This window comes from Pseudarthrobacter sp. O4, from assembly GCF_050157025.1.
Lineage (GTDB): Bacteria > Actinomycetota > Actinomycetes > Actinomycetales > Micrococcaceae > Arthrobacter.
The window spans coordinates 2,576,460-2,590,400 of record NZ_CP189591.1; the positions used below are offsets into that span (position 1 = coordinate 2,576,460).

Here is a 13,941-nt window from a genome sequence, read left to right on the forward strand (position 1 = left end):
TTTACGCTTCCCTTGCGGCAGACGGCACGGCTGAGGGTCCACCGGGACCGACGCCCGCCGGTGCGACGGTGGTCCCGATGTGCTGTTGAAGCAGCAGCGTTAGTCGCTCGCAGCTCAGGCGCAGCGCCTCAAGTTCACGCCGGCTGTACTCGTCGAGGCTGCGGTGGATCAGCTCGGCGAGTTCCCCGGCATCATTGTCCACCTCGAACTCATGATCCAGCGTGACCTCGGAGGACCCCTCGGAACGGCGGATCGCCCAGCCGCCGCCGAGACGCAGCAGCGGAGATTCCAGCCCAAGCTGACGGAACTCGGCGCGGAGTTCCGCGGCATCAAAAATCCGATGGCAGTGGCTCGAGTTCAGGGAACCGTTGGACACCACCGAGGTCCGCAGCTCATGGTTCGAATCGTCGCCGCTGACCCGCTCGGAGTACACCGTGAGTCCCTCCAGATACGGCCAGTGCGAGGAGTCCCGCAGCATGCGGAAGATCAGCTCGCCTGGGGCATCGATGATGAGCCGGTGAGTTGTCCGGCGCGTTGTCTGCGGCAAGTCCACACCTCCTGTAATCAGCGGGCTTACTTAGCAGGCTAGGCCAGCAGCGCCCCGCCGCGCAGAAAATCTTCCCGCCGCGTCACGCTGGGCAATGTTGGGTAACACTGAGCCTCCCCGGTTCATCTCCGCGGCCCCCTCATGAAGCACCGTGACCCCCGGTATCCCTTGGTTTCGCGGCACTTTGACCGGCTTCTGGCGGCGCCGGATAGTTGCTGGCACCAGCACGAATCCGAGACTTCCAAGGGGAGAACAATGTCCAGCACCACACTCACATCCGGCGTCAGCGCGGCGCTCGCCGCCACCACCCTGCTGGCCCTCACGGCCTGCTCCGATCCCGGCGCGTCCGCTGCCGCCGGCGCCAACCCGGCGGCGTCGTCCTCGTCGTCCGCCGCGGTCAAGCAGTTCAACCTCTCGCCCCAGCAGGACCGGGTGAAGGTCACCGTCAGCCCGGAAGCCGCCGCCCTGGTCCCGGACGCAATCAAGCAGGACGGCAAGCTGACCGTCGCGGTCAGCCCCTTCGCGGCCCCGCTGGCCGTGTACGCGACCGATAACAAGACGCCGGTGGGCAACGAGGTGGACATCGCCGTCGCGCTGGCCCAGTCGCTGGGGCTGGAAGCGGAGATCGTCCCGACCGCCTGGGCGGACTGGCCCCTCGGCGTCGACTCCGGCAAGTACGAGGCCGTGCTGTCCAACGTGACCGTGACGGAGGAGCGCAAGCTCAAGTTCGACTTCGCCAGCTACCGCGACGACAAGCTGGGCTTCTACGCCAAGGCCGACAGCTCCATCGGCAAGGTGGAGGCGGCCGAGGACGTGGCCGGCAAGCGCGTCATCGTGGGCTCGGGCACCAACCAGGAATCCATCCTGCTGCGCTGGGACGAGGAGAACAAGAAAAAGGGCCTGAAGCCGGTCGAGTTCCAGTATTACGACGACGACTCGGCCTCCCAGCTGGCCCTGCAGTCCGGCCGCGCCGACCTCACTTTCGGCCCCAACGCCACGGCAGCGTTCAAGGCCGCCACTGACGCCAAGACCAAGCTTGTGGGCCTGGTCGACGGCGGCTGGCCGCTGAAGGCCAGCATCGCCGCCACCACCAAGAAGGGCAACGGCTTTGCCGCCGCGGCTGCGGCCGGTCTGAACCACCTGATCGAGGACGGCAGCTACGCCAAGATCCTGGACCGCTGGGGGCTGAGCTCCGAGGCCGTCACGAAGTCCGAGCTGAACCCCGCGGGCCTGCCCAAGAAGTAGCCGCACCGAGGCACAAAGAATCCCCGCCGGAAGGTGTCCGGCGGGGATTCCTTGTGCCTGTGTGGTGATGAGCGGGCCGGGATCCTCTAGAGATACTGCTGCCAGAGCGTCAGCTGCAGCCGGATGGTGCCGGAGCTGCCGATGGTGCTGCTGTCCGTTCCGGTGTTTCCCACGGCCGTGCCGGATTCCGAATCGCTCATCGTCTAGGCCCGCGCCGCTGCGGCGTCAGAGGCGCCGGGACCGGTCACGACAACGTCGCCGCCGGGACGGACCGGGGTGGCCAGTCCGAGGTTTTCCCGCAGCGTGGTGCCGGCGTATTCCGTCGGGTAGATGCCGCGCTCCTGCAGGGCAGGAACCAGGTGGTTGACGATGTCATCCAGCCCGCTCGGGATGAGCCACGGCGAGATATTGAACCCGTCGACGGCGCCGGTGCGGGCGTACTCCACCAGCCGGTCCGCCACCTCCGTGTAGGAACCCGTGAAGGTGGAGTCCCCGCGGGTGGTCTTGGCGGAGACGAACTGGCGGATGGAGAGGCCCTTTTCCTTGGCCTCGGCACGCCACTGGTCCGCCAGCTGCCGGGCCTTCGCACCGTGGAAACCGCTGCCACGGGTTTCCGAGGTTTCCTCCACCACGGGATCGATGACCGGCAGCGGGCCGTCCGGGTCAAACTCCTGCAGCTCCCGCCCCCAGAACTGCTCCAGGTAGGCGACGGCCTGCTGCGGACCGATCTGCAGGCTCCGCACCCACTCCTTCTTCGCCAGGGCCTCCTGCGGGGTGGCGGCCAGGATGAACTCGCTCGCGGGCATGATTTTGACGTCGTTGGCGCCCCGGCCGGCCTTGAGCGTGCGTTCCACAATGTCGCGGCGGAACGCCAGGGCGTCATCGAGCTGGGGGTGGGCGGAGAAGATCACGTCGGCCTGGCGCGCGGCGAAGTCCCGGCCGTCCGGCGAATCGCCGGCCTGGAACAGGACCGGCCGGTACTGGGCGCTGCGCGGCAGCCGCGGCGTGACGTCCACGGTGTAATGCTTGCCGGCGTGCTGCACCCGGCGGACCGCACCGGGAACGGCCCAGCGGGCAGCGGCCGGGGAGGACGCGACGGCGCCGTCGTCCCAGGCATCCCAGATCCGCTTGGCGGTCTCCACGAAGGCTTCGGCGTGGACATAGCGGTCCGCGTGGTCGAGGTAGCCGCCGCGGCGGAAGTTCGCCCCGGTCCAGGCGTTATCCGTGGTGACGATGTTCCAGGCGGCGCGGCCGCCGGAGATCAGGTCCAGGGAGGAGAGCCGGTGGGCGAGGTCGGCGGGATCGTTGTAGGTGGTGTTCTGCGTGGCCACCAGCCCGATGTGCGAGGTCACGGCGGCGAGGGCCGCAAGCGCTGTCTGCGCGTCGGGCCGGCCGGCGACGTCAAGGGCGTGCGGCCGGCCGAGGTGTTCGCGCAGCCGCAGCCCCTCGCCGAGGAAAAACGCGGAGAACAAGCCGCGCTCGGCCGTCTGGGCGATGCGCCGGAAAGACTCGAAGTCCGTCTGGGAGCCCGACTCGGCCGTCTTCCAGATAGTTCCCGAGTTGACGCCCTGGAAGAAGACCCCGAGGCTGAGCTGCCCGGAAGGCCTGAACTCCGGGCCCGGATTTACAGTGTGGCTCATGGTTCTCTCCTTAGGATCGTGCGCTGGAAGCGGCGGATGCGGAAGCGGCGGCGTAGCGGCTGATGGGCCGGGCGAGTCCCAGCTGCTCCCGGAAGGTGGCGTCCCGATCCGCTGGCGCCAGGACTCTCCGTCGGCGCAGTTCGGGAAGGACCCGCCGGGACAGTTCTTCCAGCTCGGTGTCCAGCACGGCCGGATGGAGGCGGACCCCCTCGGCCACGGTCAGGACTTCGGCCAGAAGGTCGGTGAGCTCCGCGGCCGTCCCCACAAACCGCGCACGCGGGCTCTGCCACGGGGCATAGCTGTCCAGTTCGGCGAGCCGCCCGGCGGCGCTCTGCCCGCGGGAGTCCAGGGCGACGTCGAGTTCCGCGATCAGCGCCGGGGTGTGCGCCGCCGCGCCGAAAATGGCGCCGAGGGTTGCGCGTGTTTCTGCGAGTTCGGCAGCGAGCAGATCCGGCGTGGGGGCGGAGACCAGGAGTGCATCCACGGCGCCGGCGGCCAGTGCCTCGGGATTCAGCAGGCCGGCCGGCGCGAGCACGGGAAGCTGGCCCTGCAGCGGCCGCGGAATGATCGACGGGCCTTTGACGGAGTAGCTCCCGCCCTCGAAGTCAACATAGTGAAGCTTGTCCACGTCCAGGTAGCGCCCGGTGGGGACGTCCCGGATCACCGCATCGTCCTCCCAGGAGTCCCAGAGCCGGCGGCTCACCTCGACCGAGTCACCGGCTTCCTGCGCCAGCCGCTCCTGCTGCACGGCGGTGCGTCCGACGGCTGCGGCGTCGGCGGCGCTGGCCGAGGCGCCCACGAGCCACCCGGCCCGCCCGCCCGAGACATAGTCCAGGCTGGCGAGCTGGGTGGAGACGTGGAAGGGCTCCGTGTAGACCGTGTCGAGTTCGGGGATCAGGGCGATGGAGCGCGTGATGGGTCCGGCGAAGGCCGCGCGCTGCAGGGCGTTGAGCCGTGCGGCGGCGTCCGCGCCGTCGTTGTCCGTGCCGTCGCTGTCCGCCAGCGGGATGTCGCTGAACGTGGCGGCGTGGAATCCGGCGGTTTCGGCGGCCAGCACCACCGCGCGGAGCCGGTCCGGGGTCAGCACCGCGGCGGGAGCTGTCCGCACGGCCCGCCAGGCGGCGGGGTGGCTGCCGGCGGCGTCGAGTTCCAGCAGCAGGAGGCCGCGGCCCTGCCTGCCGGGTTCCGGGCTGGAGTTGAAGGGCTCCCGGGGTTCGGGTGCAGTGCTCATGAGGCGTCCTGACGTTCGAAAGGGATCTGTTCTCCGGCCGCGATGGCAACCGGCAGCCGGTTTTCCGCGGGCGGCAGCGGGCATGTGGCGAGGTCCGTGTAGGCGCAAGGCAGGTTGACGGCCCGGTTGAAGTCGAGCGTGACCGTGCCGTCCGCGACGGGGGCCGCAACGCTGAGCGCTCGGTTCGCCGCGTAGGTGGTCCTGCCCGAGGTCGCGTCGGTGAACAGCACGGACAACGTGCCCGGCGCGTGGCCGTTGAACGCCGTGAGGACCAGGTCCTGGCCGCCCAGCCGGAAGCGCAGCTCGCCGGGCGCCTCGTAGACGTGCTGGATTCCTTCGACCGCGGCACCCACGGTGGTGCTGCGCGGCTGCTCAAAGGGGACGAATATGCCAGAAACGGAATATTCAGGATTGGGTGCGTAGGCGGAGGTTCCCCGGTAGCCGGCCAGCAGACCGTTGCCCGGGTGCCGGGGACGGACGATGTACACGCCGCCGCGCTTGGCGAGCTCGATCACGGTGTCGCCCGAGACCAGGTCCAGGCCGCCGCGTTCCTCGATCGGTTCGAAGATCACGGTGGCGCCTGCACCGTCGGGGTTCAGTTCCTGCCCGTCGCGGAGGACGCGTTCGCCTGCCCCCAAGACCAGGCGGACGGCGTCGTCCTCGACGCTCCAGGTGCCGGGCGCACCGTCCAGGCGGGCCGGCTCGGCCCCGAGCCAGTGCAGGTGGTTGACGGCGAGGAACCCGTGCGGGGCCGCGCGCTGGCGTTCGTGGGCGGCGTGCCATGCGGCCCAGTCCGCGGCGAACGCTTCGGCACTCTCGGCGGGGGCGGCAGTTTCAGTGGGCGTAGGCATTCGAGCTCCTGTGGTTGGCGTGGTCGGTGGCGACTCGGGCTGCGGCGTCGGGTTCGGTGGCGTCTGCTATGCCGGCGGGGATGACCTCGAGCGCGAACCGCTCCAGGATGTCCAGCTGCTGCCCGAACGGCAGCGTGGTGGGCAGGGAAATGGACTGCAGGTCGTGGCCGTCGAGCTCGTGGTAGCTGAGGATCTTGTCGATCACCTGTTCCGGGCTGCCCACGAGGGCCGGACCTTCGGCGACGGCGTGGTCGATGTCCCGGTACGGCGAGTTGTTGCCGGGGACGTTGCGGCCGGCGGTGAGTGCCTCATAGACCGGGCCGAACTGGCGCTTGGCTTCCTGCGTGGTGTCCGCGATGAACACCCCTCCCGCGCCGGCGCCTGAGCCCAGGTACTGGTGCCGCGGGTCGTGGCCCTGGCGTTCGTATTCCTCGCGGTAATGGTCGATCAGCACCTTGTAGTTTTCGCGCGGCTGGATCGCATTGGCAGTGAACAGCGGATCGCCCCACTGCGCCGCCAGCGCCGCGGAGGTCAGGCTCGTGGCCGAACCGTGCCACACCCGCGGTGCGCCCGCGAACGGCCGCGGCGTCGTGGTGGTGGGCTCGGTCAGCGCCGGGCGGAACTTCCCGGACCACGTAACGTTCTCCTCGGTCCAGAGCCGCCGCAGCAGCCCGTACTTTTCCGCCAGCAGCTCCCACTGGTCCTCAAGGTCCAGTCCGAACAGCGGGTACTGCAGCACCTCGTTGCCCTTGCCGATCACGAGTTCCAGCCGGCCGCGGCTCAGCTGGTCGATCGTGGCGTAATCCTCCGCCACCCGCACCGGGTCCAGGACGGAGAGCACCGTCACCCCGCTCTGCAGCCGGATTCGACTTGTCACCGCGGCAAAGGCGGCCAGCACGGTGGTGGGGGAGGAGGAGATGAACGCGCCGGCATGCCGTTCCCCGACCGAGAAGCTGTCGTAGCCCAGTTCCTCGGCGCGTTGCGCCGTTTCGAGCACCCGGTTGAGCCGGTCAGCGGTGGAAACGATCTCCCCGGTCACCGGGTTCTTCAGGTGCGGAATGATGTCCAGGACTTGGAATTTCACTGTGTTTCCCCTGCCAGGGGGGTCCCGAAGTTCGTCTCGGTGACAGTCGTGGATTCGGGCAGAGCTTCCTCGGCGAGCCCCCAGCGTTCCAGCACCTTGCCGTAGGAGCCGTCCTTGATCGCGGAGTTCAACGCGTCCGTGATGGCCGGGGCCAGGCCGTTGCCCTTGAGCGTGGTCGCGGCCACGAGGGTCTCAGAGGGCCAGCCGGCGTTGACCTTGCCTACCACCTTGAGGTCATCACGGGTGTTCTCCCGGTAGGTCACGGACGGGAAGGGGGCGATGTTCAGGTCGGTGCGGCCGGAGGACAGCGCCAGGATGGTGTCGGCGTCGGAGGAGTAATACTGCAGCACGGCGGGGGCCTTGCCCTTGGCTTCGAGTTCCTGGTTCCAGGCAATCAGGATCTTCTCCTGGTTGGTGCCGGAGCCCACGGAGATTTTTCGGCCGGAGATGTCGTCCGAGCCCTTGATGTCGTACGTGGAGCTCTTCTTGGCCTCGAAGCCCATGTAGGCGGCCCGGTAGCTGGAGAAGTCGAAGAGCTTCACCCGGGCGGCGTTGATGCCCACGTTGGAGAACACGGCCTCGAAGTCGCCGGACTGGGTCTTCAGCGGCCAGTTCTCCCAGGAGGTCACCTGGACGTCCAGTTCCAGGCCCAGTTTGTCTGCGACCAGCTGGGCGATGTCCAGCTCGACGCCGATCGGGGTCTTGTCGTCGCTGGCGTGGAAGGACAGCGGGATGGATCCGGCGGTGGTGGCCACGGTCAGTTTGCCGTCCTTGTTGATCAGCTCGGGGACCTTCGCGGCCAGGGCCGGGTCCTTCTCCGCCCGGAGGCGCTGCTGGTCCGGTGAGGTGTTGTAGACGACGCCGTTGCGGGCCGCCGTCGTTGGCTGTGCGCCGACCGCCGCGGCGCCGGGATCGGAGCAGCCGCTGAGTGCCAGCGTGCCGGCCAGGGTGCCGAGGAGGACGACGGCGGGAAGCGCCGGGAGTCTGCGGAGACGGACCGTGGGGGTGCTGAGGGTTGCCATGGGTGTTCCTTAGATGTTGAAGGCGGGTTCGATCACCTTGGAGAAGAAGCTCCGGGTGCGTTCTTCCTGCGGGTTGGTGAAGATGTCTTTGGGGCTGCCCTGTTCGACGATCTGGCCCTGGTCCATGAAGATCACGGTGTCCGCGACGTCGCGGGCGAAGCCCATTTCGTGGGTGACGATGATCAGGGTGGTCCCGGACGTGGCGAGCTCTCGGATGACATCGAGGACCTCGTTGACCAGCTCCGGGTCCAGGGCGGACGTGGGTTCGTCGAAGAGCAGGATCTTGGGGTCCAGTGCCAGCGCGCGGGCGATCGCCACGCGCTGCTGCTGGCCGCCGGAGAGCTGGCGCGGGTAGGCGCCGGCGCGGTCCTTCAGGCCGACGCGGTCCAGGAGTTCCAGGCCGCGCTCGCGGGCTTCCGCCTTGGAGCGGCGCTGGGCGACGACGGGTGCCTCGGTGACGTTTTCCAGCGCGGTCAGGTGCGGGAAGAGGTTGAAGTTCTGGAACACCATGCCGATTTCGGTGCGTTGCTTCAGGATGTCCTTTTCCCGCAGCTCGTGAAGCCTGCTGCCACGGACCTCGTAGCCCACCAGCGTGCCGTCGATGGCGACGAAGCCGCCGTCGACCTTTTCCAGGTGGTTGATGGTCCGCAGCAGGGTGGACTTGCCGGAACCGGAGGGTCCGACGATCACGGCCACGCCGCCCGGTTCCACGGTCAACGTGATGCCCTTGAGGACCTCCACGGCGCCGAAGGACTTCCGGACCTTGGTGATTTCCACGAGGCCGCGGGTGGCCCCGGCGCCTTTGGTGGCATTGGTAGCCGGGACGGTGGGGGTTTCGGCGGCAACGGTGCTCATCGGGTTACCTTCGCTGAGTTGTCGGCAGACAGGGCGTGGGTGGACAGGAATTTGCGGGCCTTCTGCAGCGGGGTCAGCGGCAGGGTGCGGACCGCTCCGCGGGAGTAGTGCCGCTCGATGTAGTACTGGAAGACGCTCAGCACCGAGGTGATCACGACGTACCAGAGGGTCGCCACGAGCAGCAGCGGCAGGACCTGCTGGGTCCGGTTGTAGATGACCTGGACGGTGTAGAAGAGCTCGGAGTATGCCAGCACATAGACAATGGACGTGCCCTTGACCAGGCCGATGATCTCGTTGAAGGCCGTGGGCAGGATGGCGCGCATTGCCTGTGGCAGGACGATCCGGGTGGAGCGCCGCCAGGCCGGGATGCCGAGCGCCGCGGCGGCCTCCAGCTGGCCCTGGTCCACAGACAAGATGCCGCCGCGGATGATCTCGGCCGAGTAGGCCGCCTGGTTCAGGGTCAGGCCGAGGACCGCCGCCGCGAACTGGCTGATCAGCGTCGTGGTCTGCACCTCGAAGAACCGGACGTCCGTGAAGGGGATGCCCAGGCCGATCTTCTCGTACAGGTACCCGAGGTTGTACCAGAGCAGCATCTGCACCAGCAGCGGGGTGGAGCGAAAAATCCAGGAGAAAGTCCAGGACACGGACACCAGCAGCGGGGATGCGGACAGGCGCATGATGGCCAGGATGAAGCCCAGCACAAAGCCGAGGATCCCGGAGATGGCGGTCAGTTTGAGCGTCTCCAGCAGGCCGTCCACGATCGACTTCGCGGTGAACCACTGCGCCACGACGCCCCACTCCCAGCGCGGGTTGGTGGCAAGGGACCATGCGATGCCGGCGACGCCCAGGGCCACGACGGCGGTGCCCACCCAGCGCCAGGGGTGGCGGGCCGGGACCACCCGGTATTCGGCGTAGTCGGTGGCGGGGCGGCGGGGTCCCGGGTGGGATCCGCCGTTGCGGTCCTTGCCGCTGTTGGCCGGCGCCGCACCGGCAGGGGACTCTGTGACCACCGGCTCGGGTGCAGACTGCGTCACCGTGGCTGTTGTTGAACTCATGCGCCACCTCGCTTCCAGTTGCTTCGTTGGGGTTCGGTTGGCTGCAAATCTAGGGGTGCCTCGAAAGCCCGGCAAGGCGGCAAGTTGCATTGGTTCACGGGGCTACGCGCGGCGTCATGAGACGGTTTCTTGCGCCTTTTGACGCGCCGTTACGCGGGGTGAACCGCCGTGAACGGAGCCTCGCCCGCCGCCCGTTCCGGTGCCTAGCATGAGGGCCCTGAGCCACCCGGAATATGTGCCGCCCTGAATAGGAGTCCCCATGCCAGCGAGTCCGCCGTCCGTGGTCTTTGTCGGCGGCGGCCCGCGCACCGCCGGCATCCTGGAACGTCTGGCCGCCAACCGGCCGGAGCTCTTCAGCGGGAGCATGGACATCCACGTCGTGGAGCCGCACACCGCGGGCTCCGGGCGGATCTGGGGCTACCGGCAGCACCCGGGCCTGATGCTGAACTCGGCCGCGGCGGACGTCACCATGTTCACGGACGCCTCGGTGCAGTGCGAAGGACCAGCCGCGGAGGGACCTGCGCTGGCCGATTGGGCCGCCGGAGTGCTGGACGGCTCAGTTGCGGACGTCCCGGAGCTCCCGGCCGGCTTGCGGTGGCAGCTGAAGGAACTCGCCGGCACCACGTTCCCCACACGGCAGCTCCAGAGCGCCTATCTCGAGTGGTTCTTCCGGCGCGCCGTCGCCCAGCTTGCTCCCGGCGCTCCGGTCACCGTCCATCGGGACACCGCCGTCGGCCTCGAAGCTGTCACTGAGGACGACGCCGGCGGGTACCTTGTGCGGCTGGCCGGCGGCACGGCGCTGCGCGCCGACGTCGTGGTCACCGCACTGGGGCACACGGATTCGCTGCCCGATGCGGCATCCGCGGCCTGGGCGGACTTCGCCGCCCGGCACGGGGGCTTCCATGCGGCGCCCAGCTACACGAGCGACGTCGACTACTCGCCGATCCGTGCGGGACAGGACGTGATTGTCGCGGGCATGGGGCTCGCGTTCGTTGACCTGCTGGTCCTGCTGACGGAAGGCCGGGGCGGCCGCTTCGAGGACACCCCCGACGGCGGCCTGAGGTACCTCACGTCCGGAGCAGAGCCGCGGATCTGGGCCGGGTCCCGGCGGGGCGTGCCCTACCACTCGAAGATCTCCTCCACGCTGCGCGGCGAGCCCGCCGGGGCGCCGCGGTTCTTCACCGCCGGGGCAATCGATGCCCTCCTGGCGGACCACGGCGAACTGGATTTCCGCACCCAGCTCTGGCCGCTCATCGCCAAGGACGCCGGCTACGGCTACTATCGTGAGCTGTTCACCGGCTACCCGGAGCGGGCCAGCATCGGCTGGGACGAGTTTGCCGGGCGCTTCGCAGCCGTGGACTGGTACAGCCAGGAACGGCGCCGGCTGGTGGCCGAGTCCGTACCTGACCCGGAACTGCACCTGGACCTCGAACAGCTGGATCACCCCTTCGCCGGCCGGAGTTTCTCCGGACTGGACGAGGTCCAGGACGCCGTGACCGGCTACATCGAAAACGACCTGCGGCTGCGCACCGGGCCGGACCACTCCGAAACCCTCGCGCTTTTCACCGCCCTGCTCAAGGTGTACATGGACCTGGGCCGGCTGGTGCCGCCGGAGCGGCTGACCTCCCGCTCGCAGCAGGACGTCCATGGCTGGTGGCACGGCTTCTTCAGCTTTGTGGACTCCGGCCCGCCGCCGCGCCGGCTGCGCGAGATGCTGGCCCTGCACCGGGCGGGCGTCCTGCGGTTCCTCGGCCCGGGGCTGCAGGTCACGGCGGAGGAGGAATCCGGGCGCTTCGTGGCGTGCCAGGCCGGCTCCGGCGTCACCGTGGCGGCCACCGCCTTCATCGAGGCGCGGCTGCCGGCCCCGTCCGTGGACCGCTCGGCGAACCCGCTGGTTCGCCAGCTGCACCGCGCCGGGATCGGCGCCGGACAGCAGCTGCTCAGCGCGGACGGACTGCACTCCACCGGGCGGCTCCTCGTCTCGGAACACAACGAGCTGCTCAGCTCCGTGGGGGAGCGGCAGCCGAGGCTGTTCGGCGTGGGCCCGGGAACCTCCGGCTGGGGCGCCGGGGCATTTGCCCGCCCAGGCACCAACGCCGCACCCTTCCGTGAAAACGATGCCCTCGCCCGGCGTATCCTGACTATCCTCGCGGGGGACCAGGTGCGCCAGCAGGGGGCCACCGCCAGCAGAAAGGCCTGACCATGCACCACCCAACGATCCCGGCGGCATCGCCGCCGAGCACCCCAGCGTTGACGGCGCCGGAACTGAAAGCGCCGGAACTGACGGTGCTGAACCTGCCGATGAGTGATCCCCGCGTGCGGCCGCTCCTGGACGAACTGGCCACGGAATACGACACCCGGTACGGGAACCTCTTCGGCCGGGGAGCCGCCGCGGAGGAGCTCAACCGCTACCCGGCCGGGGAATTCGCGGCTCCCGGCGGGGCGCTGCTGATCGTCCAGGAAGGCGGTGAGTCCGTGGCCGGCGGCGCGTTCCGGCGTCGTGGTCCGCAGACGGCCGAATTCAAGCGGATCTGGACGCACTCCGCCCACCGGCGCCGCGGGCTGGCACGGTTCGTGCTTGGCGAACTCGAGGCGCTCGCGGCCCGGCGCGGCTACCGCAAGGTCTACCTGACCACCGGCCCCCGCCAACCCGAGGCCAAGCACCTCTACCTCAACACCGGCTATGAGCCGCAGTTCGACCTTTCCGCCGATCCGGAAACCGTCGGCCCGCTGGCCTTCACCAAGAATCTGCGGCCGGCTTCGGGCTAAAGTTCAACGCAGGACAGCGTTTTCAGAACCGCCGCGTTGTCGCGGCGGCGAACTACCCGGGAGCAACCAGTGCGGCAAGGATCCACGCCCACCATCCGCGACGTCGCGGAGGCGGCAGGGGTGTCCCTGACCACCGTCTCCTACGTGCTCTCCGGCCGGCTCGGCGGGACCACCCGGATCAGCCAGCCCACCCAGGACCGCGTGCACTCCGCAGCCCGCGAACTCGGTTACGTTCCCAACCGGGCGGCCCGCGGGATGCGGCGCGGACGGACGGACGTCGTGGCCGTGGCCATCACGGATCTCGACGATTCCTGGGACCGGGCACTGGCCGCCGCCGCGGCACGGATCCTGCCGCGGCACGGCTACCAGCCGGTCATCCTCCTCGGCGAAAGCTGGCGGCAGTTCATGCTCTCCGGCGGGGCCGACGGCGTCATCCTCGGCTCCGTGCCGGCGGACCGCAGCCCCGGCGACCTCGCGACGATGGCAGAACTCGACTCGCGCGGCGTGGCCCAACTGGTCTTCTCGGACACCCTGCAGCCGGCGGGCTTCGATGTCCTGGCGCCCGGTGCGGGTTCGGCGTCGGGCGCGGAAGTCTGGGCGGAACACGCCGTGGCCCTGTTGCAGGACCGGCTGAACGGCCAGACCCCCACCGACGGCCAGACCCCCGCAGACGGCCAGACCCCCACCGACGGCCTCAGGGCCGACGTCGGGGATTGAACGGTGGCGGTGGCCGTGCTGCCGCACGACGGGCCGGCCGCATGATTCCTGCCAGGGTTGCGGGCACGGGCTTTGCAGTTGTGCTGTGCTCCCCGGCTTCGAAGACGGGCCTAGGCTGGTGGTCATGACTTTTGAGGCGGTATTGGAAGAATTGCGCCAGCTGGCCAGGGGTGCAACCCATGCCCACACCGGCCTGTGGGTCTCGGCCCAGCTGCGCCAGCGGATTTCGGCCGGCCAACTACCCCCGGGCACAAAACTGTCCGAGGAAGCCCTGGGCGAGGCGCTCGGCGTCAGCCGCAATACCCTGCGCGAGGCTTTCACGGCCCTGCATGCTGAACACATCATCACCCGCATTCCGAACCGGGGCGTGTTCGTCGCCCAGCCCAACGCGGAGGATGTCCGCGAGATATACCGTGTGCGGCGCTTCCTCGAGCCGGCCGCCATCATGTGGCAGGCTCCGGCCTCCGTCGACGAGCTGCGCGACATTGTGGCTGCGGGCCAAATGGCCCGATCCCGCGGTGATATTCCCGGCATGGCAGCCGCCAACCAGGAATTCCACCGCGCCGTGGTGGCACGGGCAGCCAGCGAGCGGCTGAACGCACTCATGGCGCAGGTGCTGGCCGAGATGCGCCTGGTGTTCCACGCGATGGGGTCCGATCCCGCCTTCCATGAACCCTACCTGGCCGACAATTTGCGCCTGATCGAGCTTGTGGCCTCCGGGGACAACGCCGCCGCGGCGGAGTTCATGCGCCAGTACCTGGACCGTGCGGAGGCCCAATTGCTGGCGGCAATGGCCCCGTAGCTGTATGCCTGCGGCGCGGGCGGGCGGGCGCGCCGTTAAATCCCGCGCGCCGGACGCCTTGTCAGATTGTTGAACAAAAGCATATGCTGTTGGTCACAGTGACGGGCACCACTGTCCGTGGAG

General features: G+C 69.0%; 13 protein-coding genes. 5 read left to right on the forward strand and 8 right to left on the reverse strand.

Features of this window, described 5'->3' with window-relative positions:
- Position 1 precedes the first annotated feature (1 nt).
- Complete coding sequence (locus ACQCSU_RS11965) at positions 2 to 553, reverse strand: SRPBCC family protein (RefSeq protein ID WP_426975481.1); 552 nt, start codon at positions 551 to 553, stop codon at positions 2 to 4.
- A 249-nt stretch (positions 554 to 802) separates the two neighbouring features.
- Between ACQCSU_RS11965 and ACQCSU_RS11970 the strand changes: the two genes are divergently transcribed.
- Positions 803 to 1,792 carry an ABC transporter substrate-binding protein gene (locus tag ACQCSU_RS11970; RefSeq protein ID WP_426975482.1) on the forward strand — a complete coding sequence of 330 codons (990 nt, stop codon included), beginning with the start codon at positions 803 to 805 and terminating at the stop codon, positions 1,790 to 1,792.
- 203 nt (positions 1,793 to 1,995) lie between these two features.
- Here ACQCSU_RS11970 and ACQCSU_RS11975 read toward each other — a convergent pair whose 3' ends face one another.
- The 7 genes from ACQCSU_RS11975 to ACQCSU_RS12005 are packed head-to-tail and all read right to left on the reverse strand — an operon-like array spanning position 1,996 to position 9,530.
- The gene (locus tag ACQCSU_RS11975; protein WP_426975483.1) at positions 1,996 to 3,432 is read right to left on the reverse strand and encodes an NtaA/DmoA family FMN-dependent monooxygenase; all 1,437 of its coding nucleotides are present in this window, start codon (positions 3,430 to 3,432) and stop codon (positions 1,996 to 1,998) included.
- Positions 3,433 to 3,442: 10 nt separating this feature from the next.
- Complete coding sequence (locus ACQCSU_RS11980) at positions 3,443 to 4,663, reverse strand: LLM class flavin-dependent oxidoreductase (protein ID WP_426975484.1); 1,221 nt, start codon at positions 4,661 to 4,663, stop codon at positions 3,443 to 3,445.
- Positions 4,660 to 5,514, reverse strand: a complete 855-nt coding sequence (locus ACQCSU_RS11985) for a DUF1684 domain-containing protein (RefSeq protein WP_426975486.1) — start codon at positions 5,512 to 5,514, stop codon at positions 4,660 to 4,662. The genes ACQCSU_RS11980 and ACQCSU_RS11985 overlap by 4 nt, the downstream gene beginning before the upstream one ends.
- Positions 5,498 to 6,598: an LLM class flavin-dependent oxidoreductase gene (locus tag ACQCSU_RS11990; RefSeq protein WP_426975487.1), complete on the reverse strand. Its 1,101-nt coding sequence runs from the start codon at positions 6,596 to 6,598 to the stop codon at positions 5,498 to 5,500. The genes ACQCSU_RS11985 and ACQCSU_RS11990 overlap by 17 nt, the downstream gene beginning before the upstream one ends.
- A complete protein-coding gene (locus ACQCSU_RS11995; protein WP_426975489.1) occupies positions 6,595 to 7,620 on the reverse strand; it encodes a transporter substrate-binding domain-containing protein in 1,026 nt (341 codons plus the stop codon). Before ACQCSU_RS11995 ends, ACQCSU_RS11990 begins: the two co-directional genes overlap by 4 nt.
- 9 nt (positions 7,621 to 7,629) lie before the next feature.
- Positions 7,630 to 8,475, reverse strand: coding sequence for an amino acid ABC transporter ATP-binding protein (locus tag ACQCSU_RS12000; protein WP_426975490.1), 846 nt, complete (start codon positions 8,473 to 8,475; stop codon positions 7,630 to 7,632).
- Positions 8,472 to 9,530, reverse strand: coding sequence for an amino acid ABC transporter permease (locus ACQCSU_RS12005; protein ID WP_426975492.1), 1,059 nt, complete (start codon positions 9,528 to 9,530; stop codon positions 8,472 to 8,474). The genes ACQCSU_RS12000 and ACQCSU_RS12005 overlap by 4 nt, the downstream gene beginning before the upstream one ends.
- A 259-nt stretch (positions 9,531 to 9,789) precedes the next feature.
- On the opposite strand from ACQCSU_RS12005, the gene ACQCSU_RS12010 reads away from it, so the two are divergent.
- From ACQCSU_RS12010 to ACQCSU_RS12025, 4 genes are all read left to right on the forward strand, one after another.
- Entirely contained in the window at positions 9,790 to 11,730 is a 1,941-nt protein-coding gene (locus tag ACQCSU_RS12010; protein ID WP_426975494.1) for an FAD/NAD(P)-binding protein, read from the forward strand.
- Between the two features lie 101 nt (positions 11,731 to 11,831).
- On the forward strand, positions 11,832 to 12,299 hold the full coding sequence (locus tag ACQCSU_RS12015; RefSeq protein ID WP_426979773.1) for a GNAT family N-acetyltransferase: 468 nt from the start codon (positions 11,832 to 11,834) through the stop codon (positions 12,297 to 12,299).
- 69 nt (positions 12,300 to 12,368) lie between these two features.
- Positions 12,369 to 13,016, forward strand: a complete 648-nt coding sequence (locus ACQCSU_RS12020) for a LacI family DNA-binding transcriptional regulator (protein ID WP_426975496.1) — start codon at positions 12,369 to 12,371, stop codon at positions 13,014 to 13,016.
- A gap of 124 nt (positions 13,017 to 13,140) precedes the next feature.
- Entirely contained in the window at positions 13,141 to 13,818 is a 678-nt protein-coding gene (locus ACQCSU_RS12025; RefSeq protein WP_426975497.1) for a GntR family transcriptional regulator, read from the forward strand.
- Positions 13,819 to 13,941: the final 123 nt, after the last annotated feature.

Bases quoted from the DNA above. Each gene is read 5' to 3' on its own strand.
- ACQCSU_RS11970 (WP_426975482.1), top strand. From the start codon at position 803: ATGTCCAGCACCACACTCACATCCGGCGTCAGCGCGGCGCTCGCCGCC.
- ACQCSU_RS11975 (WP_426975483.1), bottom strand. From the start codon at position 3,432: ATGAGCCACACTGTAAATCCGGGCCCGGAGTTCAGGCCTTCCGGGCAG.
- ACQCSU_RS11980 (WP_426975484.1), bottom strand. From the start codon at position 4,663: ATGAGCACTGCACCCGAACCCCGGGAGCCCTTCAACTCCAGCCCGGAA.
- ACQCSU_RS11985 (WP_426975486.1), bottom strand. From the start codon at position 5,514: ATGCCTACGCCCACTGAAACTGCCGCCCCCGCCGAGAGTGCCGAAGCG.
- ACQCSU_RS11995 (WP_426975489.1), bottom strand. From the start codon at position 7,620: ATGGCAACCCTCAGCACCCCCACGGTCCGTCTCCGCAGACTCCCGGCG.
- ACQCSU_RS12000 (WP_426975490.1), bottom strand. From the start codon at position 8,475: ATGAGCACCGTTGCCGCCGAAACCCCCACCGTCCCGGCTACCAATGCC.
- ACQCSU_RS12005 (WP_426975492.1), bottom strand. From the start codon at position 9,530: ATGAGTTCAACAACAGCCACGGTGACGCAGTCTGCACCCGAGCCGGTG.
- ACQCSU_RS12010 (WP_426975494.1), top strand. From the start codon at position 9,790: ATGCCAGCGAGTCCGCCGTCCGTGGTCTTTGTCGGCGGCGGCCCGCGC.
- ACQCSU_RS12015 (WP_426979773.1), top strand. From the start codon at position 11,832: ATGAGTGATCCCCGCGTGCGGCCGCTCCTGGACGAACTGGCCACGGAA.
- ACQCSU_RS12025 (WP_426975497.1), top strand. From the start codon at position 13,141: ATGACTTTTGAGGCGGTATTGGAAGAATTGCGCCAGCTGGCCAGGGGT.